This is a genomic window from Pseudomonas sp. 25 R 14 (genome assembly GCF_900004755.1).
Taxonomy (GTDB): Bacteria; Pseudomonadota; Gammaproteobacteria; order Pseudomonadales; family Pseudomonadaceae; genus Aquipseudomonas; species Aquipseudomonas brenneri.
In genome coordinates this window covers 1-22,680 of record NZ_CVTS01000033.1, presented here as the reverse complement: position 1 = coordinate 22,680, position 22,680 = coordinate 1, and the positions used below count along the sequence as shown (strand labels likewise).

Sequence of the window (22,680 nt, the reverse complement as noted above, 5' to 3'; positions counted from 1 at the left end):
CATCAATCAGTCGTAAACAACACGGCCAGCAGCCTGGGGCTGTCTAGGTGAAGACGGCCGTGCGAAGTGGTTGTTTGATCAGTGATCTACGACTGGATGGGCGGTGCGCGGCTGCGGGCGCCAGGGAAGATGCTCTGCCGGGCATGGCCCAGGCGCGTTGCAGGGGTGAGGGCGTTGGCCGGTGGTGGGGTGCCAAGGGCCACGAATGACACATGGCCAGGCAGGGCCGGGCAACTGAACAGCAGGCTGCAATAGCCGCATTTCTCCCACATGACGTGCTCGGCTGCGGGGGGCTTGGTGTGCTCGGCGGGGTGCTGGGGCGCGGCATGGCAGGTATCGTCCATCGACATCTGCATGGACATGCCGGCGTGATGATCCATCGGCATCGCTTGGGAAATCAGCGGTCCGATAAAGATCATCAGCATGGCGAACAGGCTGATCCAACTGCCGCGTGCAAGCCTTGCGGGCGTGCGGCGGCGCTTGGTCAATCTGCTGGCGGGAGCACCCATGGGGGGCGGCCTGTGGTGATTACTGGGCGTGCTTGTGCTCGTGGCCGGTCATCGGCGGTGCTTTTTGGACCGAGACTTCCACGTTGACCGGCCCGGCCTTTTCGAAGTTCAGGGTCAGCGGGAAATGCTGGCCGTCGCGCAATTGGCTGCGGTCCTTCAGGTCCAGCAGCATCACGTGATAGGCCATGGGCGCGAACGTCAGCTCGCCCTTGGGCGGCACGGCCACGCTGGGCACCTGTTGCATCTTCATCAAGTCGCCCTGCATCACATGCTCATGCAACTCGGCCTTGGCCGCCACTGGGGTGTCGACGCTGAGCAGGCGATCCGGGGTTTCGCCCTGGTTATGGATCACAAAGTAGGCGGCAACCGTCGGCGCATTGGGCGGCAATTCCTGTGACCAGGGATCGCTCACCAGCAGGTCGCCGGCCTTGTAGTCATCGGCATTGGCGGCACTGAACACAGGCAGCAGCAAGGCCGCCAGAAGCAGGGAAGATTTGAGCATGGCAGTTCTCCAGAACGATTCAAACGCAGTTCAATTGCGAAGTGATCAGACGGTTGGAGAGGCGCGGGGGTTGAGGCTCGGCCATTGCTGGCGCGGGGTAGGGTGCTGCAAGACGGGCGATGGCAGGCCAGGCGCCGGGTCGATCCGTGTCAGATACAACTGCGGCACATGCCCCGGCAGCGCCACCAACGGCGCCGAGCCCGAGCAGCACCAGCAATGCTGCATGGTGGAATGCTCGTCCTGCTGCGGCGCAGGTAGATCCAGCTTGCCCAGGGAGATCGCCACCAGCTTGCTGCCGTTGGACGAACAGAAACTGCCCCACAGCAATTGCTCGGCCGGGCTCTGCCCCTGCTGCATCGCCCCGGCCATCGGCATGGCAAACGCGTTGAACAGCACTGCAAGGCAGGCGATCCAGGCAAATGCAAAGCGTTGACGGGCCATGGCGGACAATCCGTAGGGTTAAACGATCAGGTGGGTATTTAGCCTGATCGGGGGGCATAAGTAAAAAGCGCCGGTGTGGTTTGGTGTCGCAGTGCTGCGTGTGGGCTATGGCTTTGATGATAGACGGGAACGAGAGAATACCAATCTCCAAAACGCCGCAGCCCTAAATGTGGGAGTGGGCTTGCCCACGATAGCGGTGTATCAGTCAGTACATCGGTTACTGACATACCGCAATCGCGGGCAAGCCCGCTCCCACATTTGAGCTGCGTTGTTCTATAAGGCCTGCAGTACCGAGTCGACGGTCAAAAACTCCCGATCCACCTGCGCCAACACCGGCCGCTGCAAAACCACCACCGGCACGCCGCGCTCGCGGGCCACTTCCAGCTTGGGTTCGGTGGCGCTGCTGCCGCTGTTCTTGCTGATCAACACGTCAATCTGTCGACGTTCAAACAACGCTCGTTCATCCGCGAGCAAAAACGGCCCACGGGCGCCGATCACTTCGCAGCGTGCGTTGCCGGGGTAGACGTCCAGTGCGCGCAAGGTCCAGAACTGTTCGGCGGGGATTTCGTCGAGGTGTTGCAGCGGTTCGCGGCCAAGGGTGAACAACGGGCGCTTGAAGGGTTTCAGGGTTTCGATCAGCTCGGCCCAGTCACTGACTTCGCGCCAGTCATCACCGGGTTGTGGTTGCCATGCGGGGCGGCGCAGGGCCCAGCAGGGGATAGCACACAAGCGTGCGGCCTGGGCGGCGTTGGCACTGATGTGTGCGGCGTAGGGGTGGGTGGCGTCGAGGATCAGGCTGATGTTTTCGGTGCGGACAAACTGCGCCAACCCCTCGACCCCGCCGTAGCCGCCGACGCGTACCTGGCATGCCAGGTCGGTGGGCACCCGGGCGATCCCGGCCAGGCTGTAGATGTGCTGTGGCCCCAGGGTGCGGGCGATGGCCAGGGCTTCCGTCACGCCGCCCAGCAGCAGGATGCGCTTCATAGCGGCTTGATCACTTCCAGCAAGGTGATGGGCAACGCCTGGCGCCAAGTGTCGAACTCGCCCAGGGGCTGGGCCTGGGCCACATGAATGCGGGTCAGTTCGCCACCATGTTGCGCGCGCCAACTCATCAAGGTCATTTCGCTTTGCAGGGTCACGGCATTGGCTACCAGCCGGCCACCGGGCCGCAGGTGCTGCCAGCAGGTATCGAGCACGCCATCGCGGGTCACGCCGCCGCCGATGAAGACCGCATCGGGTACCTCCAACCCTGCCAGGGCCTGGGGGGCGCTGCCGCGAATCAGTTGCAGGCCGGGCACGCCGAGGGCGTCGCGGTTGTGTTCGATCAACTGCTGGCGGCCGGCATCGGCCTCAATCGCCAGGGCGCGGCAGCTGGGGTGGGCGCGCATCCATTCGATACCGATGGAACCGCTGCCGGCGCCGACGTCCCACAGCAGTTCGCCGGGGGTTGGCGCAAGGCGCGCCAGGGTCATGGCGCGCACATCGCGCTTGGTCAGTTGCCCGTCATGTTTGAACGCCGAGTCTGGCAGGCCCGCCAGGCGCGACAGGCGTGGGGTGTCGATAGTGGCGAGGCAGTCGATAGCCACCAGGTTCAACGGCGCAATTGGCGCGTCTTGCCAGGTGTCAGCGTGGCCATCGATCCGCCGCTCTGCCGCACCGCCCAGGTGTTCAAACACACTCAAGCGGCTCGCGCCGAACCCGCTGGCGCGTAACAGCGCGGCTATCGCCGCCGGGCTCTGGCCGTCATTGCTCAACACCAGCAAGCGCACGCCGCTGGACAGATGGGCATTGAGTGCCGCCAACGGACGGGCGACCACCGATAAGGTCACCACCTCCTGCAATGGCCAGCCCAAGCGTGCCGCCGCCAGTGACACCGAAGAGGGCGCCGGCAGGATCAACAGCTCATCCGTCGCCACCAGCCGCGCCAGGCTGGCGCCGACGCCGTAGAACATCGGATCGCCGCTGGCCAGTACGCACACCGCCTCACCCCGTCGCGCCAGGATCGGCTCCAGGGAAAACGGGCTGGGCCATAGCTCGCGCTCACCGCGAATGCACACCGGCAGCAAATCCAGCTGGCGCTGGCCGCCAACAATCCGCGAGGCGCGCAGCAGCGCATGCCGGGCATTCCTGCCCAGCCCCTTGAAGCCGTCTTCACCGATGCCTACTACTGTCAGCCAGGGCGACATATTGATTCCTTGAACGACATCCGACGGGCAGGCTTTTCATGCCGTCGGACAAAGCAGGCATAATACCGCGCCTTTGCCCGTAAACCGGTAGCCCCCGTGAAGCCACTTCCACTGTCCAGCAGCAAACGTCCCTCGGGTTGTCCGGGGTTGCTGCGTATTGTCCAGGCCTTGGATGGCGGGATCTGCCGGATCAAGTTGGCGGGCGGCGTCATCCGCGCCGAACAGGCGATGGCTGTGGCGTATGCGGCCCACACCTGGGCGGGCGGGGTGATCGAGGCGACCAACCGCGCCAACCTGCAGATTCGCGGCATCGGCCAGGAACACGATGGCCTGGTCACGCACCTGCTGGATGCCGGTCTTGGGCCGACCACCGCGGGCGGTGATGACGTGCGCAATGTGATGCTCAGCCCCGGTGCCGGCATTGACCGCGACATGCTGCTGGACACCCGGCCCCTGGCAGAGCAGGTCCTCGCTACTCTGCAAAGCCATCCGCGCTTTCATGAGTTGTCGGCCAAGTTCGCCGTGCAACTGGACGGCGGTGAGGCGCTGGCGATGCTCGATCATCACCACGACCTGTGGTTGTCAGCCTATCAAGCACAAGGCCAGACTTTGTTGGCGTTCGGCCTGGCCGGCTGTCCCGGTCGTGATCGGCCGCTGGCCGCCGTAACCCTGGACCAAGGCTATGCGCTGGTCGTTGCGGTGCTGGAACTGTTTCTCGACCTGGCCCGGCCCGACCAGAACCGTATGCGCGACCTGCTGGCGCAAACGTCTGTGGATAACTTCCTCGCACGCTTGAACCTGCCGTTACTTCCCGCCGACGGCTATCGTTGCCGCGCCAACCCGACCCTGTTGCGCCTGGGCACTTATCCACAGCGCCAAGCTCAGCAGGTCTACGTCGCCGCCGTCGCGCCATTGGGGCGACTGGACTCGGCCATGCTGCGCGGCGCCGCACAACTGGCCCTCGCTCATGGCGACGGCACATTGCGCTTCACCCCATGGCAAGGCCTGCTGCTGCCCAACTTGGCGCCGGACGCTGCCCCGCGCGTCACCGACGGCCTGGCGCAGTTGGGCTTCCTCTGTTCTGCCGAGCAGGCGCTGGCGCGGCTGATTGCCTGCACCGGCTCCAGCGGCTGTGCCAAGGCCCAGGCCGACACCAAGGCCGATGCCCTGCACCTGGCCACACTGTTGCAGGATCACGGCCAGGGCCTCGACGTGCACCTGTCCGGCTGCCCGCGCACCTGTGCGGCCGCGCACATTGCCCCGGTCACCTTGCTGGCGGTGGGCGTCGGGCACTACGACCTCTATTTTCGCGATGCAGCCCAGCCGGGTTTCGGCCGGCTGCACGTGCACAACCTTTCTATTGAAGCGGCGGGCGCCGTGTTGCGTGCCCGTCCACGGAGCAACACCGATGATTGATTACATCCGCGACGGTCAGGAGATCTATCGCAACTCCTTTGCGATCATTCGCGCAGAGGCCAAGTTGGATCGCATTCCGGCCGACCTGGAAAAACTCGCCGTGCGGGTGATTCACGCCTGCGGCATGGTCGAGGCCATCGACGGTCTGCAGTTTTCCGAAGGCGCGGGCAAGGCCGGGCGTGAGGCCCTGGCGGCAGGTGCGCCAATCCTGTGTGATGCGCGGATGGTCTGCGAAGGCGTGACCCGTGCACGTCTGCCGGCCAACAACCCGGTGATCTGCACCTTGCGCGACGACAGCGTGCCGGAGTTGGCGCGGGAATTGGGCAACACCCGTTCCGCTGCGGCCCTGGAGCTGTGGCGCCCGCACCTGGCAGGCAGCGTGGTGGTGATCGGCAATGCGCCGACGGCCTTGTTCTATCTGCTGGAAATGCTCGACGCCGGTGCCCCGAAGCCGGCGCTGATCCTCGGTTTCCCGGTCGGCTTTGTGGGCGCCGCCGAGTCCAAGGCGATGCTCGCCGCCGACAGCCGTGGCGTGCCGTTTGTGATCATGCAAGGCCGCCTGGGCGGCAGTGCGATGGCCGCTGCGGCGGTCAACGCACTGGCCACGGAGGTCGAATAATGCAGGCGCGTGGACGTTTGATCGGCCTGGGTGTCGGCCCCGGTGACCCGGAGCTGATTACCCTCAAGGCCTTGCGCCTGCTGCGCGAGTCGCCGGTGGTGGCGTATTTCGTGGCCAAGGGCAAGAAAGGCAACGCCTTTGGCATTATCGAAGAGCACCTGGTGCCCGAGCAGACGCTGATGCCGCTGGTGTACCCGGTGACCACCGAAGCCTTGCCGGCGCCACTGTCTTATGAACAGGTGATCAGCGATTTCTACGACGCCGCCAGTGTCGACGTGGCCGCGCACCTGGATGCCGGGCGCGATGTGGCGGTGATCTGCGAAGGCGATCCGTTCTTCTATGGCTCCTACATGTACCTGCATGACCGCCTGGCCGAGCGCTACGAGGCCCAGGTCATTCCGGGCGTGTGCTCGATGCTCGGCGGCGCCTCGGTGCTGGGTGCGCCGTTGGTGTATCGCAACCAGAGCCTGTCGGTATTGTCCGGGGTGCTGCCCCATGACGAACTCAAGCGGCGCCTGGCGGATGCCGATGCGGCGGTGATCATGAAGCTGGGGCGCAACTTTACCAAGGTGCGCCAGGTCCTTGAGGAACTGGGGCTGGCCGGGCGCGCGCTGTATGTGGAGCGTGCGACCATGGCCAACCAGAAAATCGTTGCGCTGGATCAGGTCGAGCCCATGTCCTCACCGTATTTCTCGCTGATCATCGTGCCGGGCGAAAGGTGGCAGGGTTGATGACGCCGGCGATCGTAATCCTCGGCCAGGGCAGCCTGGCCACGGCCCGCAGCATCCAGCAGCTGTATCCCGGCGCCTTGATCCATGGCCTGGCCGGCCGGGTGGAGGGCGCCGACCAGGCCTACAGCGAATTTGGCACGACCGTGCGCCAGCTGTATCAGCAGGGCACGCCGATCATTGCCCTGTGCGCGGCCGGGATTGTGATCCGCACCCTGGCGGCGCAGTTGCTGGAAAAAGGCGAGGAGCCGGCCGTGCTGGCTGTCGCCGAAGATGGCAGCGCAGTGGTGCCGTTGCTGGGTGGCCTGGGCGGGGTGAATATCATGGCGCGGGAAATCGCGGCGGCCCTGGGTGTGGCGGCTGCGATTACCACCAGTGGCGAGCTGCGGTTCGGCACCTGCCTGCTCAACCCGCCCCAGGGCTATCAACTGGCCGACCTGGAACTGGGCAAACGTTTTGTCTCGGACTTGCTGGCCGGCGAACATGTGCGTATCGAAGGCGCCGCGCCGTGGCTGGACCAGGCCAACCTGGCGCAGGACCAGCAGGCGCACCTGAGCATTCATATCGGCAGTGCCGAGCGTGTGCCGGCGGACAACGAGTTGCTGATCTATCCGAAAAACACCTGGGTGGCCTGCCGTCCAGGTGCCGGGCTGGCTGCACGGGTTCGCCAGGCGTTGCAGCAGGATGGTATCGCCGTGCAATCGCTGGCGTGCCTGCTGGGTGATGATGCCGACATGGCTTGCGGTGAACTGCATGAGGCAGCGCTGGAACTGGGTGTGCCGTTACGGTTTACGGCGTTGGCCGCTGGGCCGGAGATTGTCATCCACTCGACCGCTGCGCCGGTGGATCTGGCGCAACTGGGTCGTCCCCGTGGCCGCCTCGCGGTGATCGGCCTGGGCCCTGGCGCTGCCGAACTGATGGTGCCGGCGGTCAAGGCCGAACTGGCGCGTTGCACCGATGTGCTGGGCTACGAAACCTATGTGCGCATGGCCGGGCCGTTTCGTGCCGACCAGGTGCAGCATTGCACCGACAACCGCGAAGAGATGCAACGGGCGCGGCACGCCTTCGAGCTGGCGGCCCTGGGCCGTTCGGTGGTGGTGGTGTCTTCCGGCGACCCGGGTGTATTTGCCATGGCGGCGGCGGTGCTGGAAGCGTTGCACGAGTCCAGCGACCCGGCCTGGCAGCGGGTCGAACTGGAGATCCTGCCGGGGGTCTCGGCGTCCCTCGCCACGGCGGCCCAGGCGGGTGCACCGTTGGGGCATGACTTCTGCGTGATGTCGCTGTCGGACAACCTCAAGCCCTGGTCCATCATCGAGAAGCGCCTGGACCTGGCGTGCCAGGCCGACCTGGCCCTGGCGTTCTACAACCCCATCTCCCGTTCGCGGCCATGGCAACTGGGGCGTGCCCTGGAGATCGTGGCCCAGCATCGTATCGCCGCAACACCTGTAGTGCTGGGGCGTGATATCGGTCGCCCGGGGCAGACGCTGCGCACCACCACCCTGGGGCAACTGACCCCGGACCAGGTAGACATGCGCACCATGGTGCTGATCGGTTCGTCCACCACCTGCGCGTTCCCTCGGGTGGGCGGTGGAGAGTGGGTGTACACGCCACGCTGGTATGGCGAGAAGCCGGCCTCCTGAAACGACGGCGGCCCCGCAATGGGGCCGCCGTGCTGTCAGAGAAAGCCCATTGCCGACGACAGAAATTTCTTTGTTCAGCCCCGCTGAATCTCAATGCAATTAACGGTTCCTCTCTATTAGTTGCAGAAAGTAAGCCTGCCGTTATCAGTCGCCAGTTCATCCCCACTGTTTGCGGGGCGGGGCAGCCAATGTCGACTTTTCCTACGCTTTAAAGGCCTTCTCGTACCTCCTGAAAAAGTTCAATCGGGCGACTAGTGTTTGTTGTAAGCCCGTGTGGGTTTTTTGTGGAGAAACAGTTATGGAGCGCAAACATAAGCGAATCAATGTGGCAAAAAAGAACAAGCTGATTGCGGCATACCGACTGCCGTTGACCCGGCGGCCAGCGGACCCGTCATCGCCGTTCCAGGCGGATGGTGACTTGAATGGTGCGGTGATCAACAACAGTGTGTTTTCGTTTGTCGCGGGCATGAGCCGCCTCAACAAGGAATACACCCGCAAGAGTTATCTGTTGGCCAGCAGCTATGTGAGTGAAGTCCTGAAAGTGGGGCGCGGCACACAGGCCTGGTATGACGAATTTATCAAGGTCATGAGCCGCCTTGGCTGGTTGCCGATACGCAGCAGTTTCGAACGGGTCACCACCTCCGTGAAGGGGCTGAGCGTGCAGATGGCCGTAATGAACATCATCTCGTCCACGGTGGCCTCGACGTTCCTTTCAGGCTCCTTGGCCATGGCGTTACCCAGGTTGGCGGCGGATGCTTTCGAGGCTTTGAAACAGCTGTCGGCACCGTTTGATCTGTTCAAGCGCAACATCGTCAACCATGAGGGCGGCGACTTTGGGCTGGCCTCCTGTTCGGAGGTCGACGGTGAAGTGTTGATGGTGCTGGTGACCTACAGCGCCCACGGTGTCAGCACGAAAGTGGGTGTGCCGTTTTTCGAATGGGACAGTTCCACGATCGAAGCCTACAGTGGCCAGACGTGCCTGATGCTCAATCCGGCAGTGGTCAACGACGCAACCATCAAGCAGTTGCGCGAGAGCGCAGGCGACAAGGTCTTGCACGCTATCGCCCAATACCAGATTTGAATGGGGCCTCAGGGCACCAGGTAACCGCGCACGCCGGTAAAGATGATCTGTGCAGCCAGTGCACACACGAACAACCCCATCAGGCGGCTGACAATCTGCAGCCCTTGGTCGCCGAGGATGCGTTCGATCCGGTTGGACAGGTACAGCACCACGCCCACGGTCAGGCTGGCCAGGGCGATACTGAGAATGGCGGTGAGCTTGTCATCCCAATGGGGCTGGCTGACCCCCATCACCAGCAGTGCGCCGATGGTGCCGGGGCCGACGGTCAGGGGGATAGTCAGCGGGACGATGGTCACGTCCTGCTGCACATTGTCAGTCTGCACGGCCGATTTGCCCTGGGCCATGCCCAGGGCGGAGATAAACAGCACACTGCCGGCGCCGATGCGAAAAGCATCCACGGTGATGCCAAACACACTGAAAATCACCCGGCCAAACAAGTAGAGCAACACGCTCGACACCAGCGTTGCCAGGGCAACCTTCCAGGCCAGGCGCCGCCGTTCCTTGCTGGAATAGCCACGGGTCAGGCTGATAAAGCAGGACAGGACGAAGAAGGGGCTATACAGCACCAGCATCTTCAAATAAACGCTGAACAACACGTGGAGCATGGTAGGAGCTCACAGCGAAGGAGGGGCGAGGGGGAGTTTATCAGGCTATGTGGGAGCGGGCTTGCCCGCGATGCAGGCGCCTCGGTTTTCCAGTTGCCACTGAGGTGATGCTATCGCAGGCAAGCCAGCTCCCACAGGGCGTTGTGGTGAGCAAGGGATTGTCGTTCGGGTCAGGAAGTATGCACCTGCTCCGCCGGCTGCTCGCGCTGTGTCACCCAGTACTCCACCAGTTCGCGCAGTTGCGACAGCTCCACCGGCTTGGCCATATGCCCATCCATCCCGGCCTGGCGTGCGCGTTCTTTGTGTTCCGAGAGAATGTGCGCGGTCAGCGCCACCACCGGCGTGCGTGTGCGCTGGTTGCTGACTTCCCAGACCCGCAGCTGCTGGGTCGCGGAGAAGCCATCGAGGATCGGCATTTCGCAGTCCATCAACACCAGGTCGTAGCGCTGGGCCTTCATCGCCAGCAAGGCTTCCTCGCCATTGCTGGCGGTATCGGGTTGCAGGTTGAGCTTGCCGAGCATGCCGCGAATCACTTTGGTGGAGATGCTGTTGTCTTCAGCCACCAGGATGCGGAAGTCGCTGGGCACGGTGACGGCCACCGGCGCGTTCGGCACTGTGTGGCGCGGTTGCACCACGCCTTTGCTGCGCTGGGTCAACTCGTCGGCCAGGGTGGTCTTGAGGGTGTAACCCGCGACCGGTTTGGCCAGGATGCGCTTGATCCCGCAGTTGCGCGCGATGATCTTGCTCGGCGCGTTGCTGATACCGGTGAGCATGATCAGCAGGATGTCGTGGTTCAGGCTCGGGTCTTCCTTGATCTTCGCCGCCAGTTGCATGCCGGTCATGCCGGGCATGTTCTGGTCCAGCAGCACCACGTCGAAGTAATCGCGCAGGTGTGCCTTGGTGCGCAGCAGGGCCAGGGCTTCCTTGCCCGACGGCACCGCGCTGACATTCAGGCCCCAGGCGGAACATTGCTGCACCAGTACTTTGCGGCAAGTGTCGTTATCGTCGACGACCAGTACCCGTGCGTCTTGCAGCGGGCCGTCGAGGTCGGAGGTCGGGTGTTCCAGGCGCTCGGGGTCCAGCGGCAAGGTCAGCCACAGGGTGCTGCCTTGCTGGCTACCAGCCTTGATGCCGAACTCGCCATTCATCAACAGGATCAGTTGGCGCGCGATCACCAGGCCCAGGTGGCCGCTCAGGCGGGTGGCCGAGAGGAAGTTCTTGCTGTGCAGTTCGCTGTGCAACAGGGCATCACGTTCGGCGGCCTCCATCGGCAGGCCGCTGTCTTGCACGGCAATGCGCAGGCGCGGTTTGCTGCTGCGTTCATCCAGGGCGACCACGATCAGCACTTCGCCTTCGTCGGTCTTGTGCAGGGCATTTTCCAGCAGGCTCAACAGGGCCTGGCGCAGGCGTGTCGGGTCGCCGCTGATGACCCGTGGCACCTGGGGCTGGATAAAGCTGATCAGCTCGACGTTCTGCTGCTCGGCCTTGGCGCGGAAAATACTCAGGCAGTCTTCGATCAGGGCATTGAGGTCGAACTGCACATCATCGAGTTCGATTTGCCCGGATTCGAGCTTGGAAATGTCGAGAATCTCGTTGATCAGGGTCAGCAGCTCATTGCCGGCGCTGTGGATGGTCTGCACGTAGTCGCGCTGCTTGACCGACAAAGGCGTGCCCAGCAGCAACTCGGTCATGCCCAGCACACCGTTCATGGGCGTGCGGATCTCGTGACTGATCTTGGCCAGGAACTCGGCCTTGGCGGCGATCTCGGCGTTGCTGGCCGCCAGGTCGCGGCTCAGGCTGAAACGATCCTCGACGATGCTGCGTTGGCGTTCGCCCAGGGCCTGGCTCATCAACAGGCCGCTGACGCAGATCACCGCCAGCAAGGTGATGATCAAGCCTTGCGGGGCCACCAGGGTCAGGCCCAGCAAGGCCGGCAGGATAATCAGCGTACCGGTGTTGAACACCAGCATGGCCAGCAGGAACAGGCGTGCCGGCCGGTAGCCTTTTTGCCAGTGGTAGGCGGAGACAAACAGCATGCTCAGGCCGGCCAGCGCCACCAGGGCGTAGGTGATGATGTTCAGCGGCAGGGTGTTGACGAACAGCAACAACAGGCCGCATAGGACGATCAGCAGGATATCCGCCATCAGCAGCTTGTTCAGCGGATGCGGGCCCAGTGGTGCGAAGAAACGGTAGGCGAACATCAAGCCGCATGGCGCCGTCAGCAGCAGCGCCATATAGGAGCCGGGGGTTTGCATAGCGTGCCAGTTCGGCAACCACGGGCCCAACAGGTTGAGCAGCAGCAACAGGCTGAGCAGCAGCAGCACTTCGCAGGCCGCCAGCCACAGGCTGCTGCGCGAACGATGGTAGGCGTAGCGGGCGAGGTTATGCAGGATCAGCATCAGCAGGCAGCCGAACAACAGGCCATAGACCAGGGTCTGGGTCTGGTTGGCGGCGGCCATCACGGCGGGTTCCAGGGTCAGGTACGGCCGCAGTTCGTGCTCCGAAACCAGGCGCACATACACCTCCAGGGGCTTCTGGCTCTGGGGCATGGGCAACATGAAATCACTGCTGGGCAGCGGGCGTTCAGCCTGGGGTTGGCGGGTGCCGGTATTCACTTGCTCGATCAGCGTGTCGCCGTCCAGCACGTACAGATTGAGGTGCGCCAGGTCTGGCGCAAAGACCCGCAGCACTTGCTCGTGCTTGCCGGGTTGCAGCTTGAAGCGTACCCACAGCGCACCATTGGGCTCGGCGGCGGTGATCCGGTCCAGTTCGATAGGGCTGAATTGGTTGGTGTAGCGGGGTGAGCGAATGTCGCTCAATTGCAGGTCGGCCTGTTCATCAAGCAATACGGCCCAACCGCTGCCTTGCGCGAAGGCCTGGGCCGGCAACAGACAGAGCAGGGTCAGCAGGCTGACAGTAAAAACTATGGCGATCCTGAGCCAGCGCACGGCGAAATCCCTTCGTAGGTTAATGCACGGGGTTAACTATGCGCGGGACCGTAACAGGACGGCAAGGGCCAAAGGCCCCTGCCTGGCCGAACGGATAGCTGCTTACTGATCTTCGCCCCGCTCACGGGCAATGGCACGGTAGCCGATGTCCTTGCGGTAGAAGCAGCCCTGCCAGTCGATCTTCGCGGCGAGCTTGTAGGCTTGCTGCTGGGCGGCATCGACACTGGCGCCCATGGCGGTGGCGCACAGTACGCGGCCACCGGCAGTGACGACCTGGCCATCCTTGAGCGCGGTACCGGCGTGGAATACCTTGCCTTCGAGTGTAGCGGCTGCATCCAGGCCCTGGATCACATCACCCTTGGCGTAGTCGGCAGGGTAACCACCGGCTGCCAGCACAATGCCGACGCTCGGACGTGGATCCCACTGTGCTTCAACCTTGTCCAGGGCCTGGGCCAGTGCGGCTTCCACCAGCAGTACCAGGCTCGACTGCAGGCGCAGCATCACCGGTTGGGTTTCCGGGTCGCCGAAACGGCAGTTGAACTCGATGACTTTCGGGTTGCCGGCCTTGTCGATCATCAGGCCCGCGTACAGGAAGCCGGTGTAGACATTGCCTTCATCGGCCATGCCACGCACGGTCGGCCAGATCACCAGGTCCATCACGCGCTGGTGCACTTGGGCGGTGACCACCGGGGCAGGGGAGTAGGCACCCATGCCACCGGTGTTCGGGCCGGTGTCGCCGTCGCCGACGCGCTTGTGGTCCTGGCTGGTGGCCATCGGCAAGACGTTCTTGCCGTCGACCATCACGATGAAGCTGGCTTCTTCGCCGTCGAGGAACTCTTCGATCACCACCCGCGAGCCGGCGTCACCGAAAGCGTTGCCGGCGAGCATGTCGCGCACGGCGTCTTCGGCTTCCTGCAGGGTCATCGCGACGATCACGCCTTTACCGGCGGCCAGGCCATCGGCCTTGATCACGATTGGCGCGCCTTTTTCACGCAGGTAAGCCAGGGCCGGCTCGATCTCGGTGAAGTTCTGGTAATCGGCGGTCGGGATCTTGTGGCGAGCCAGGAAGTCCTTGGTAAAGGCTTTCGAGCCTTCCAGCTGGGCCGCGCCAGCAGTTGGGCCGAAGCAGTCCAGGCCGCGGCTGCGGAACAGGTCTACGACGCCGGCAACCAGTGGTACTTCCGGGCCGACGATGGTCAGGGAGACGTTCTTTTCGGCAAAGTCGGCCAGTTGCTCAAGGGCCAATACGTCGATGGCGACGTTTTCGCACTTGGCTTCAATGGCGGTGCCGGCGTTGCCGGGGGCCACGAATACTTTCTGCACGCGTGGGTCCTGGGCAACTTTCCAGGCCAGGGCGTGTTCACGGCCACCGCTGCCAATGATCAAAACATTCATTTCAAAAACCTCTGTGAAACGCTGTGCTTTCTGTAGGAGCGAGCTTGCTCGCGAAGATCGTCAACGATAACGGGGGCATCTGACTCCCCGTGGCGCTCTCGGGCTTTTCGCGAGCAAGCTCGCTCCTACAGTAGGAAAGCAGTGGTGTTTAGTGACGGAAGTGGCGCATGCCAGTAAAGACCATGGCGATGCCGGCTTCATCAGCCGCGGCGATAACCTCGGCATCACGCATCGAGCCACCCGGTTGGATCACGGCAGTAACCCCCGCTTTTGCGGCGTTATCCAGGCCATCACGGAATGGGAAGAACGCGTCGGAAGCCATCACCGAGCCCACCACCTGCAAGCCTGCGTGTTCAGCCTTGATCGCGGCGATACGCGCCGAGTTCACACGGCTCATCTGGCCGGCGCCGACGCCGATGGTCTGGCGGTTCTTGGCGTAGACGATGGCGTTGGATTTAACGTACTTGGCCACTTTCCAGGCAAAGATCAGGTCGTTGATCTCTTGCTCGGTCGGCGCGCGCTTGGTCACAACTGTAAGGTCTTGGCTGCCGATCATGCCAATGTCGCGGCTCTGTACCAGCAAGCCGCCATTGACGCGCTTGTAGTCCCAGGCAGCGGCACGGTCAGCCGACCACTCGCCGCAGGCCAACAGACGCACATTGGCCTTGGCCGCCACGATGGCGCGGGCCTCGCTGCTGACGCTTGGCGCGATGATCACTTCAACGAACTGACGCTCGACGATGGCCTTGGCCGTCTCGGCGTCCAGTTCGCGGTTGAACGCGATGATGCCGCCGAATGCCGATTCGGTATCGGTGGCGTAGGCCAGTTCGTAGGCCTGGCGGATCCCGCCTTCGGCGTCCGGGCTCACGGCCACGCCGCAGGGGTTAGCGTGCTTGACGATCACGCAGGCTGGCTTGACGAAGCTCTTCACGCACTCCAGCGCGGCGTCGGTATCGGCCACGTTGTTGTAGGACAGCTCCTTGCCTTGCAGCTGGGTCGCGGTGGCGATCCCCACTTCGGCAGGCTTGGCTTCCACGTAGAACGCCGCGCTCTGGTGCGGGTTCTCGCCGTAGCGCATTTCCTGGGCCTTGATGAACTGGCTGTTGAAGGTGCGCGGGAACTGGCTGCGGCCTTCTGTGCTCAGGGTTTCAGCCGCCTGGTTCACGGTGCCCATGTAGTTGGCGATCATGCCGTCATAGGCGGCCGTGTGTTCGAAGGCCTTGAGCATCAGGTCGAAACGCTGGGCGTAGGTCAGGCCGCCAGCTTTCAGGCTTTCCAATACTTGGGCGTAGTCGCTGGCATTGACCACGATGGCCACGTCTTTGTGGTTCTTGGCTGCCGAGCGCACCATGGTCGGGCCGCCGATATCGATGTTTTCGATGGCGGTCGGCAGGTCGCAGCCTGGCTTGTTGATGGTGGCTTCGAACGGGTACAGGTTAACGGCCACCAGGTCGATCGGCTTGATGCCGTGTTCGTTCATGATGGCGTCGTCGATACCGCGACGGCCGAGGATGCCGCCGTGGATTTTCGGGTGCAGGGTCTTGACCCGACCGTCCATCATTTCTGCGAAACCGGTGTAGTCCGCGACTTCTACTGCGGCCACGCCGTTGTCCTGCAGCAGTTTGAAGGTCCCGCCCGTGGAGAGGATTTCCACACCCAGGGCTTCCAGCTCCCGGGCAAATTCGAGGATCCCGGTCTTGTCGGAAACACTGATCAAGGCGCGGCGGATCGGCAGGCGGGTAGTCTGGTCGGTCATCTCAATTTCCATCAAAAGCAAAGGAGTCAGCAAAAAAGGCGACCGGTTTTACGCGGGCGCCTTTCTGGTTTGATTGAATGCTTACAGCAAATCGTACTGTTTGAGCTTCTTGCGCAGGGTCCCACGGTTGAGGCCCAGCAGCTCACTGGCTTTGGTCTGGTTGCCCTTGACGTAGTTCATCACGCTTTCGAGCAAGGGCGCCTCGACTTCGGAGAGCACCAGGTTGTACACATCCGTGACGGCCGCGCCCTCAAGGTGGGCGAAATAATTGTGCAGCGCTTTCTCCACGCTCCCGCGAAGGGTCTGGCCTTCTTCGCTCGGCGTGTTGAGGTGCTGTTTCAAATTGACGTTGTCGCTCACGGGTGTTGTTCCACTCACTAAAGTCTCGGTCATCATCGTCATGCGGCCACCCCTTCTCCGTCCCCTGCTCTCAGGCTCTTGTCTCGTTCGGCAAAGAACTCACGAACGGCGGTGACCTGTGCTTGCGTTTCATCCAAACGATTGAACCCGGCACGAAACTCCTTGGCGCCGGGCAGGGTTGCGAGATACCAACCCACATGCTTGCGAGCAATGCGCACGCCCATCACGTCTCCATAGAAGGTGTGCAGGGCGGCCAGATGCTCTAGCAGAATACGTTCCACCTCGAACAGCTCCGGTGCCGGCATGATTTGGCCGGTACGCAGAAAATGCTCGATCTCACGAAAAATCCATGGCCGCCCCTGGGCGGCCCGGCCGATCAACAGGCCATCGGCACCGGTCGCGTGCAGTACGCGCCGGGCTTTCTCGGCCGAGTCGATGTCGCCGTTGGCAAAGACCGGAATCGACACTGCTTGCTTGATTGCAGCAATGGTGTCGTATTCAGCCTCGCCGGTATAAAGGTCAGCGCGGGTGCGGCCATGCACCGCCAGTGCTGTAATGCCTGCCTGTTCGGCGATCTTCGCCACCGTCAGGCCGTTCTTGTTGTCCCGGTCCCAGCCGGTACGGATCTTCAGGGTGACCGGCACATCCACTGCACTCACTACGGCGTGCAGGATCTCGGCCACCAACTGCTCATCTTTCAACAGGGCGGAACCGGCGGCCTTGTTGCAGACCTTCTTGGCCGGGCAGCCCATGTTGATATCAATAATCTGTGCACCCAGCTCCACGTTGGCCCGGGCCGCCTCCGCGAGCATCTGCGCATCACCGCCGGCGATCTGTACCGAGCGGGGCTCGGGATCACCTTCGTGGATCATGCGCATCCGCGATTTGCGGGTGTTCCACAAGCTCATGTCGCTGGTGACCATTTCCGAAACCACAAGGCCTGCGCCCAAACGTTTGCACAGCTGACGAAAGGGCTGGTCGGTGACCCCCGCCATCGGGGCGAGAATCAAAGCGTTTGGCAATGTATATGGGCCGATGCGTACCGCCGACATAGGACTTCCCTGTTGTGGGGCCGGATCATTAGAGTTCGAAAAAGGGTTGGCATGATACCCGCTCTCGATGACTGGTTAAAGGCTGAATTGGATAAAATCTGAGCAGTTATTTCTTTATCGCCACCGGTTTGGTGATGGACGGTCAAGTCAATAACCGGCCATCCAAACCTTGGCGTGCAGATCGGATCACTCGGGGGAGTGGAAACTGAGACTGTAGTTCACAGCCTTGTTGCCTGGGTCGAGGATGTCCAGGGCGATATGGATCGGGGTCTGGGACGGCATCTCGGTCTGCCCGGCCAGCTCGCCGCTGAGGTACTCGGCAGGCTTGAAGCGCCGGCTGGCGATCATCCGGCCATTGAGGTCGGCGAAGCGCAGCTCCAGCAGGGGGAATGGCTGGGAGAACGTGGCGCGGTTATAGATGATGGCATCTACGACCAGCGCGCCGGCGAACTCGGGGTGGCTGCGCACCACCAGGTTGCTGCTCTTGATGTGGGCGATATCGACCCGTGATGGCACCGTGCAGCCCAGTTTCGGGCACAGTTCCTGGAACCAGGGCCGGTATCTGTCCTGGCGGGCCAGGTCATCGAACTGGTAGGCAATGTATTGGCCGGCGAGGGCGGCGGCGGCCAGCAGCACCAGGGTCAGCCAGAGCAGGCGGCGGCCCCAGCCGGTGGGGCGCTTGCCGGCATAGAGGTGCAGCGGGTCGTCTTCCAGGTCCTGCAGCATTTCGTCGTGGGCATTGCCCGTGGCGCGGGTGCGCTTGCGACGTGGTTGTGCGTCGGGGGCCGGCTCGGGCAGCGGTTCGTCCGACGCGTTGCCGATGCTTGGTTCGGGTGGGTCGAGATCGTCGTCGACATGGCGGGCATGCAGTACGGGCTCGTCGTCCACCTCGTGGATGTCGAAGGACATCGAGGGTTCGGTACGCTGCGGTTTGCCCGCGGGTGTCGGGACCGGTTCGGCGGTTTCGTCGGCGTGGGCAATTGTCGCAGCCCGTTCGTCAGGCGGATCGCTGAACAGGCTGGCCGCCCACTGTTCCTCTTGCGCCTTGGCCGTGTCGCGGCTGGCGCTCATTGGCTGGTCTTTTTGCCGACGGTCTGCACCTGTCAGGCGCCGGTCGCTGCCTTGGGGCTGGGTGTGTTGAATCTCCCGGCGTTCCAGCTTGGCCAGCTCTTCGTCGAGGTCCAGGTGATCCAGGTCCAGTTCTTCAGCGGACCATTGCTTCTGGCTGATGGCGCGCGGTGCGGTTTCTGCCGTTGGCGCTTCAGGCGCATGGGTACGCTGCTCCAGCAACTGGCGAGCGGCGTTGAACACTTGCAGGCAAGAGCCGCAGCGAACCACGCCACGGGCCACGCTCAATTGAGCATGGCTGACGCGGAAACGGGTTTGGCAATGCGGGCACTGGGTGACGAAACTGTCGGTCATGCGGCCATCCGATTCATGCAGACGCTCATTCTAGCGCCGACGACCGCTGATGCGTACCCAGCCATCACGGTTGGCGATGGGGTCCAGGTCAAAGTCCTGGGCATAGGCGGCGGCCACTTCTTCGCCCTGTTCGGCGAGGATCCCCGACAGCGCCAGGCGCCCGCCAGGCTTGACCAGGCTCGACAGTTGCGGGGCCAGCGATACCAGCGGCCCGGCAAGGATATTGGCGACCAACACGTCGGCCTGCACCTGGGGCAATTGCTCTGGCAGGTACAGTGGGAATTTGCTTTCAGCAATGTTATTGCGCCCGGCGTTATCGCGGGAGGCTTCCAGGGCCTGCACGTCGATGTCTGTGCCGACGGCTTCCTTGGCGCCTAGTAGCAGCGCAGCGATGGCCAGGATGCCCGAGCCGCAACCGAAGTCCAGCACGTTGCAGTCCTGCAAGTCCTGGCCGTCGAGCCATTCCAGGCACAGGGCGGTGGTCGGGTGGGTGCCGGTGCCGAACGCCAGGCCCGGGTCCAGCAGCAGGTTGACGGCCTCAGGCTCCGGGGCGGCATGCCAGCTTGGCACGATCCACAGGCGCTGGCCGAAACGCATGGGTTGGAAGTTGTCCATCCAGCTGCGTTCCCAGTCCTGGTCTTCGATCACTTCACTGTGGTGCTCGGGCAGCGGGCCGCCGGTCAGCAGTTCCATATGGGCAAAGACACTGGTGGCGTCGGTGCCGTCTTCGAACAGCGCCAGCAAATGGGTGTGGGACCACAGGGGGGTGGTGTTGAGCTCAGGCTCGAAAATCGGCTGGTCTTCGGCGTCCATGAAGGTCACCGACACGGCGCCCACTTCGAGGAACGCGTCTTCATAGGTTTCGGCTTGTTCTGGGCTGATGGCGAGACGGACTTGCAGCCAAGGCATGGCGGGCACCTTTGAAAAAATTGAATGTGCGACGGGTGGGTCGCGAAAGGGCGCAAGTTTACGCGAGCGGCGGGAGGGGTGTACACAGAACAAATGTGGGAGCGAGCAAGCCCGCTCCCACAGGGGAATGTATCCATCCAGCAAAATCCGGGGGCCATGAATGACAAAACCGCCCGAAGGCGGTTTTGTGGGTAGAGCACAAACTTACTGGTTGGCCAGCTTGTGTTCCAGGTAGTGAATGTTCACACCACCTTCGCAGAAGCCTTCATCACGAACCAGATCCCGGTGCAGTGGGATGTTGGTCTTGATGCCGTCGACCACGATTTCGTCCAGGGCATTGCGCATACGGGCCATGGCCTCGTCGCGGGTGGAGCCCCAGGTGATCAGCTTGCCGATCAGCGAGTCGTAGTTCGATGGAACCTTGTAGCCGCTGTACAGGTGCGAATCGACGCGAACGCCGTTGCCGCCTGGTGCATGGAAATGCTTGACCAGGCCTGGACTCGGCATAAAGGTCTTCGGGTCTTCGGCGTTGATCCGGCACTCCAGGGAGTGGCCGTGGATCTTCACGTCATCCTGGGTGAAGGACAACACGTTGCCAGCGGCGATGCTGAGCATCTCCTTGACGATGTCGATACCGGTGACCATCTCCGAAACCGGGTGCTCTACCTGCACACGAGTGTTCATCTCGATGAAGTAGAAGCGGCCGTTCTCGTAGAGGAATTCGAAAGTCCCGGCGCCACGGTAGTTGATATCGATGCAAGCCTTGACGCAGCGTGCCAGGACTTCCTGACGTGCTTTTTCATCCAGGCCCGGTGCCGGAGCTTCTTCCAGGACCTTCTGGTGGCGGCGTTGCAGCGAGCAATCGCGGTCGCCCAGGTGGATGGCGTGGCCCTGGCCGTCGGACAGTACCTGGACTTCCACGTGACGTGGGTTGGTCAGGTATTTTTCCAGGTAGACCATCGGGTTGCCGAACCAGGCGCCCGCTTCGGAGCGAGTCTGCTTGGCCGCTTCGATCAGGTCTTCTTCCTTGTGCACCACGCGCATGCCGCGACCACCACCGCCGCCAGCGGCCTTGATGATCACCGGGTAACCGACTTCGCGACCAATGCGCAGGGCGGTTTCCTCGTCCTCAGGCAGCGGGCCGTCGGAACCTGGAACGGTTGGCACGCCGGCTGCGATCATGGCGTCCTTGGCCGACACCTTGTCGCCCATCAGGCGAATGGTCTCGGCTTTCGGGCCGATGAAGGCGAAGCCGGATTTTTCCACCTGTTCGGCGAAGTCGGCGTTTTCCGCGAGGAAGCCGTAGCCAGGGTGGATGCCATCAGCGCCGGTCACTTCAGCCGCGGCGATGATGTTCGAGACCTTCAGGTACGAGTTCGTGGCCAGGGGCGGGCCGATGCAGATGCTCTCGTCCGCGAGTTTCACGTGCATCAATTCGGTATCGGCCGTCGAGTAAACAGCGACGGTCTTGATGCCCTCTTCCTTACAGGCGCGCAGGATCCGCAGCGCGATCTCGCCGCGGTTGGCGATCAGGACTTTTTGCAGTTTCTTCGCAGGTTTCAACATCGAAGGCGCTCCGCGGTTCAAACGATGGTGAACAGCGGCTGGTCGTACTCAACCGGCTGACCGTTTTCTACCAGGATGGATTCGATGACGCCGGCTTTTTCGGCCGTGATGTGGTTCATCATTTTCATCGCTTCCACGATGCAGATGGTGTCGCCCACTTTCACGGTCTTGCCCACTTCAACGAAGGCTGGCGAGGTCGGTGCCGGGGTGCGGTAGAAAGTACCGACCATTGGCGACTTGACCACGAAACCGTTGAGCACTGGTGCGGCCGGTGCGGCGGGAGCTGCGGCAGCAGCAGGTGCGGCAGCCGGAGCAGCAGCGGCTGGAGCCGGTGCTTGCATCTGTGGCGCGTAGAACTGTTGGGCCGGGGTCTTGCTGTGACGGCTGATCCGTACGGATTCTTCGCCTTCCTTGATTTCCAGCTCGTCGATACCGGATTCTTCCAGCAGTTCGATCAATTTCTTAACTTTACGGATATCCATGAATCATCAACTCCCAAGGGTCGGTCAGGGGCGTTTAGCCTGTTCTTCAACGTGTTCCAGGGCGGCCTCCAGGGCCAGTCGGTAACCGCTGGCGCCAAGGCCGCAGATCACTCCTACCGCTACGTCGGAGAAGTAAGAGTGATGGCGGAAAGCTTCGCGTTTATGCACGTTCGATAAATGCACTTCGATGAATGGGATGCTCACCGCCAGCAGCGCGTCACGTAATGCAACACTTGTGTGCGTAAAAGCGGCGGGATTGATCAGGATAAAGTCCACGCCTTCGCTGCGCGCGGCGTGAATGCGATCAATCAATTCATACTCGGCATTGCTTTGCAGGTAGAGCAGATGGTGGCCGGCTTCACGGGCCCGTCGTTCCAGATCGAGGTTGATCTGTTCGAGGGTGACTGCACCGTATACACCCGGCTCGCGGGTGCCGAGCAGGTTCAGGTTGGGTCCGTGCAGAACCAGTAAGGTCGCCATCGGCTGTTCCTTGTTATTGGATGTGGGTACGTCAGAACCCGGCGACTATGCCGCAAAGCCTTTGTGACTGTCCAGTTCTCTGCAATAGCCAGCACGATTAGCGAGGATTGCGCAAAGTATGTGACCGGGGCGCGCGATCCGGTCATTGGTAATACGGTCCCGAGCAAGCCCGCTCCCACATTTTTGATTCCCGTCTGATTTGGGAGATGGCGTCAGACGCGGAAGGCCTGCACGGCCGTATTAAGTTGCCCGCCGAGCACCAACAAATGCTCGCCCTGGCTGCGACCCTGGCCAATGCGCAGCAGGTTGTCCTCACCCAGTTGATGAATACGCTCACTGTTATCACGGATTTCACTGACCGCGCCGCTCTGCTGGGCCGTTACATCGGCAATGCGGATGGCTGTGTCGGAAATGGTCTGGATTGCGCCGACGATTTCATCCAGCGCGCCGTCGGCGGCCTGGGCTTGCTGGGCGGTGGCTTCGGCGTGTTCGACCTGGGCGCGCATGCCTTCCACCGATTGCCGGGCGGCGGTTTGCAGGCCGGCGATCAGGGTCTGGATTTGGGCGGTGGCGCCCGCGGTGC

The 22,680-nt window shown here is 62.6% G+C and carries 22 protein-coding genes; 5 read left to right on the top strand and 17 right to left on the bottom strand.

Annotation, left to right across the window (positions count from 1 at the left end):
• Positions 1–86: 86 nt before the first annotated feature.
• From BFQ03_RS08380 to BFQ03_RS08360, 5 genes are all read right to left on the bottom strand, one after another.
• Positions 87–509 carry a DUF2946 domain-containing protein gene (locus BFQ03_RS08380; RefSeq protein ID WP_065942857.1) on the bottom strand — a complete coding sequence of 141 codons (423 nt, stop codon included), beginning with the start codon at positions 507–509 and terminating at the stop codon, positions 87–89.
• 19 nt (positions 510–528) lie between these two features.
• Positions 529–1,011, bottom strand: a complete 483-nt coding sequence (locus BFQ03_RS08375; RefSeq protein WP_032859844.1) for a copper chaperone PCu(A)C — start codon at positions 1,009–1,011, stop codon at positions 529–531.
• A gap of 45 nt (positions 1,012–1,056) precedes the next feature.
• Complete coding sequence (locus BFQ03_RS08370; protein ID WP_032859843.1) at positions 1,057–1,452, bottom strand: DUF2946 domain-containing protein; 396 nt, start codon at positions 1,450–1,452, stop codon at positions 1,057–1,059.
• A 273-nt stretch (positions 1,453–1,725) separates the two neighbouring features.
• Entirely contained in the window at positions 1,726–2,436 is a 711-nt protein-coding gene (locus BFQ03_RS08365) for a cobalt-precorrin-6A reductase (protein WP_065942856.1), read from the bottom strand.
• Positions 2,433–3,638, bottom strand: a complete 1,206-nt coding sequence (locus tag BFQ03_RS08360; protein ID WP_032859840.1) for a bifunctional cobalt-precorrin-7 (C(5))-methyltransferase/cobalt-precorrin-6B (C(15))-methyltransferase — start codon at positions 3,636–3,638, stop codon at positions 2,433–2,435. Before BFQ03_RS08360 ends, BFQ03_RS08365 begins: the two co-directional genes overlap by 4 nt.
• 111 nt (positions 3,639–3,749) lie before the next feature.
• Here BFQ03_RS08360 and cobG point away from each other — a divergent pair, with 111 nt between their 5' ends.
• The 5 genes from cobG (at position 3,750) to BFQ03_RS08335 (ending at position 9,122) form a co-directional block, all read left to right on the top strand.
• Positions 3,750–5,054, top strand: coding sequence for a precorrin-3B synthase (gene cobG, locus BFQ03_RS08355; RefSeq protein WP_083204821.1), 1,305 nt, complete (start codon positions 3,750–3,752; stop codon positions 5,052–5,054).
• A complete protein-coding gene (locus BFQ03_RS08350) occupies positions 5,047–5,673 on the top strand; it encodes a precorrin-8X methylmutase (RefSeq protein ID WP_065942854.1) in 627 nt (208 codons plus the stop codon). The genes cobG and BFQ03_RS08350 overlap by 8 nt, the downstream gene beginning before the upstream one ends.
• Complete coding sequence (locus BFQ03_RS08345) at positions 5,673–6,404, top strand: precorrin-2 C(20)-methyltransferase (RefSeq protein WP_032859836.1); 732 nt, start codon at positions 5,673–5,675, stop codon at positions 6,402–6,404. The genes BFQ03_RS08350 and BFQ03_RS08345 overlap by 1 nt, the downstream gene beginning before the upstream one ends.
• Positions 6,404–8,041, top strand: a complete 1,638-nt coding sequence (cobJ, locus tag BFQ03_RS08340; RefSeq protein WP_065942853.1) for a precorrin-3B C(17)-methyltransferase — start codon at positions 6,404–6,406, stop codon at positions 8,039–8,041. Before BFQ03_RS08345 ends, cobJ begins: the two co-directional genes overlap by 1 nt.
• A 298-nt stretch (positions 8,042–8,339) precedes the next feature.
• Positions 8,340–9,122 carry a hypothetical protein gene (locus BFQ03_RS08335; protein WP_032859834.1) on the top strand — a complete coding sequence of 261 codons (783 nt, stop codon included), beginning with the start codon at positions 8,340–8,342 and terminating at the stop codon, positions 9,120–9,122.
• An 8-nt stretch (positions 9,123–9,130) separates the two neighbouring features.
• Here BFQ03_RS08335 and BFQ03_RS08330 read toward each other — a convergent pair whose 3' ends face one another.
• The 12 genes from BFQ03_RS08330 to BFQ03_RS08275 all read right to left on the bottom strand — a co-directional run.
• Positions 9,131–9,727 carry a MarC family protein gene (locus BFQ03_RS08330; RefSeq protein WP_003171467.1) on the bottom strand — a complete coding sequence of 199 codons (597 nt, stop codon included), beginning with the start codon at positions 9,725–9,727 and terminating at the stop codon, positions 9,131–9,133.
• 170 nt (positions 9,728–9,897) lie between these two features.
• Positions 9,898–12,675: a hybrid sensor histidine kinase/response regulator gene (locus BFQ03_RS08325; RefSeq protein ID WP_032859832.1), complete on the bottom strand. Its 2,778-nt coding sequence runs from the start codon at positions 12,673–12,675 to the stop codon at positions 9,898–9,900.
• Between the two features lie 102 nt (positions 12,676–12,777).
• The gene (purD, locus tag BFQ03_RS08320) at positions 12,778–14,070 is read right to left on the bottom strand and encodes a phosphoribosylamine--glycine ligase (protein WP_032859831.1); all 1,293 of its coding nucleotides are present in this window, start codon (positions 14,068–14,070) and stop codon (positions 12,778–12,780) included.
• Between the two features lie 148 nt (positions 14,071–14,218).
• Positions 14,219–15,826, bottom strand: a complete 1,608-nt coding sequence (purH, locus tag BFQ03_RS08315) for a bifunctional phosphoribosylaminoimidazolecarboxamide formyltransferase/IMP cyclohydrolase (RefSeq protein WP_065942852.1) — start codon at positions 15,824–15,826, stop codon at positions 14,219–14,221.
• Positions 15,827–15,907: 81 nt separating this feature from the next.
• Positions 15,908–16,228, bottom strand: coding sequence for a DNA-binding transcriptional regulator Fis (gene fis, locus BFQ03_RS08310; RefSeq protein WP_003186237.1), 321 nt, complete (start codon positions 16,226–16,228; stop codon positions 15,908–15,910).
• Complete coding sequence (gene dusB / locus BFQ03_RS08305) at positions 16,225–17,238, bottom strand: tRNA dihydrouridine synthase DusB (protein WP_032859828.1); 1,014 nt, start codon at positions 17,236–17,238, stop codon at positions 16,225–16,227. Before dusB ends, fis begins: the two co-directional genes overlap by 4 nt.
• A gap of 186 nt (positions 17,239–17,424) precedes the next feature.
• Positions 17,425–18,660, bottom strand: a complete 1,236-nt coding sequence (locus BFQ03_RS08300; RefSeq protein WP_032859827.1) for a DUF3426 domain-containing protein — start codon at positions 18,658–18,660, stop codon at positions 17,425–17,427.
• Between the two features lie 30 nt (positions 18,661–18,690).
• Entirely contained in the window at positions 18,691–19,569 is an 879-nt protein-coding gene (gene prmA / locus BFQ03_RS08295; protein WP_032859826.1) for a 50S ribosomal protein L11 methyltransferase, read from the bottom strand.
• Positions 19,570–19,773: 204 nt separating this feature from the next.
• Entirely contained in the window at positions 19,774–21,135 is a 1,362-nt protein-coding gene (accC, locus tag BFQ03_RS08290; RefSeq protein ID WP_032859825.1) for an acetyl-CoA carboxylase biotin carboxylase subunit, read from the bottom strand.
• A 17-nt stretch (positions 21,136–21,152) separates the two neighbouring features.
• Positions 21,153–21,617: an acetyl-CoA carboxylase biotin carboxyl carrier protein gene (accB, locus tag BFQ03_RS08285; protein WP_029297651.1), complete on the bottom strand. Its 465-nt coding sequence runs from the start codon at positions 21,615–21,617 to the stop codon at positions 21,153–21,155.
• Positions 21,618–21,641: 24 nt separating this feature from the next.
• Positions 21,642–22,097 carry a type II 3-dehydroquinate dehydratase gene (gene aroQ / locus BFQ03_RS08280; RefSeq protein WP_032859824.1) on the bottom strand — a complete coding sequence of 152 codons (456 nt, stop codon included), beginning with the start codon at positions 22,095–22,097 and terminating at the stop codon, positions 21,642–21,644.
• 212 nt (positions 22,098–22,309) lie between these two features.
• The coding region (locus BFQ03_RS08275) for a methyl-accepting chemotaxis protein (protein WP_139115660.1) at positions 22,310–22,680 on the bottom strand (371 nt) is incomplete at its 5' end.

Excerpts from the sequence above, each read along its gene's own strand:
- BFQ03_RS08380 (WP_065942857.1), bottom strand. The coding sequence starts at position 509 with ATGGGTGCTCCCGCCAGCAGATTGACCAAGCGCCGCCGCACGCCCGCA.
- BFQ03_RS08375 (WP_032859844.1), bottom strand. The coding sequence starts at position 1,011 with ATGCTCAAATCTTCCCTGCTTCTGGCGGCCTTGCTGCTGCCTGTGTTC.
- BFQ03_RS08370 (WP_032859843.1), bottom strand. The coding sequence starts at position 1,452 with ATGGCCCGTCAACGCTTTGCATTTGCCTGGATCGCCTGCCTTGCAGTG.
- BFQ03_RS08365 (WP_065942856.1), bottom strand. The coding sequence starts at position 2,436 with ATGAAGCGCATCCTGCTGCTGGGCGGCGTGACGGAAGCCCTGGCCATC.
- BFQ03_RS08360 (WP_032859840.1), bottom strand. The coding sequence starts at position 3,638 with ATGTCGCCCTGGCTGACAGTAGTAGGCATCGGTGAAGACGGCTTCAAG.
- BFQ03_RS08350 (WP_065942854.1), top strand. The coding sequence starts at position 5,047 with ATGATTGATTACATCCGCGACGGTCAGGAGATCTATCGCAACTCCTTT.
- BFQ03_RS08345 (WP_032859836.1), top strand. The coding sequence starts at position 5,673 with ATGCAGGCGCGTGGACGTTTGATCGGCCTGGGTGTCGGCCCCGGTGAC.
- cobJ (WP_065942853.1), top strand. The coding sequence starts at position 6,404 with ATGACGCCGGCGATCGTAATCCTCGGCCAGGGCAGCCTGGCCACGGCC.
- BFQ03_RS08335 (WP_032859834.1), top strand. The coding sequence starts at position 8,340 with ATGGAGCGCAAACATAAGCGAATCAATGTGGCAAAAAAGAACAAGCTG.
- BFQ03_RS08330 (WP_003171467.1), bottom strand. The coding sequence starts at position 9,727 with ATGCTCCACGTGTTGTTCAGCGTTTATTTGAAGATGCTGGTGCTGTAT.
- purD (WP_032859831.1), bottom strand. The coding sequence starts at position 14,070 with ATGAATGTTTTGATCATTGGCAGCGGTGGCCGTGAACACGCCCTGGCC.
- purH (WP_065942852.1), bottom strand. The coding sequence starts at position 15,826 with ATGACCGACCAGACTACCCGCCTGCCGATCCGCCGCGCCTTGATCAGT.
- fis (WP_003186237.1), bottom strand. The coding sequence starts at position 16,228 with ATGACGATGATGACCGAGACTTTAGTGAGTGGAACAACACCCGTGAGC.
- dusB (WP_032859828.1), bottom strand. The coding sequence starts at position 17,238 with ATGTCGGCGGTACGCATCGGCCCATATACATTGCCAAACGCTTTGATT.
- BFQ03_RS08300 (WP_032859827.1), bottom strand. The coding sequence starts at position 18,660 with ATGACCGACAGTTTCGTCACCCAGTGCCCGCATTGCCAAACCCGTTTC.
- prmA (WP_032859826.1), bottom strand. The coding sequence starts at position 19,569 with ATGCCTTGGCTGCAAGTCCGTCTCGCCATCAGCCCAGAACAAGCCGAA.
- accC (WP_032859825.1), bottom strand. The coding sequence starts at position 21,135 with ATGTTGAAACCTGCGAAGAAACTGCAAAAAGTCCTGATCGCCAACCGC.
- accB (WP_029297651.1), bottom strand. The coding sequence starts at position 21,617 with ATGGATATCCGTAAAGTTAAGAAATTGATCGAACTGCTGGAAGAATCC.
- aroQ (WP_032859824.1), bottom strand. The coding sequence starts at position 22,097 with ATGGCGACCTTACTGGTTCTGCACGGACCCAACCTGAACCTGCTCGGC.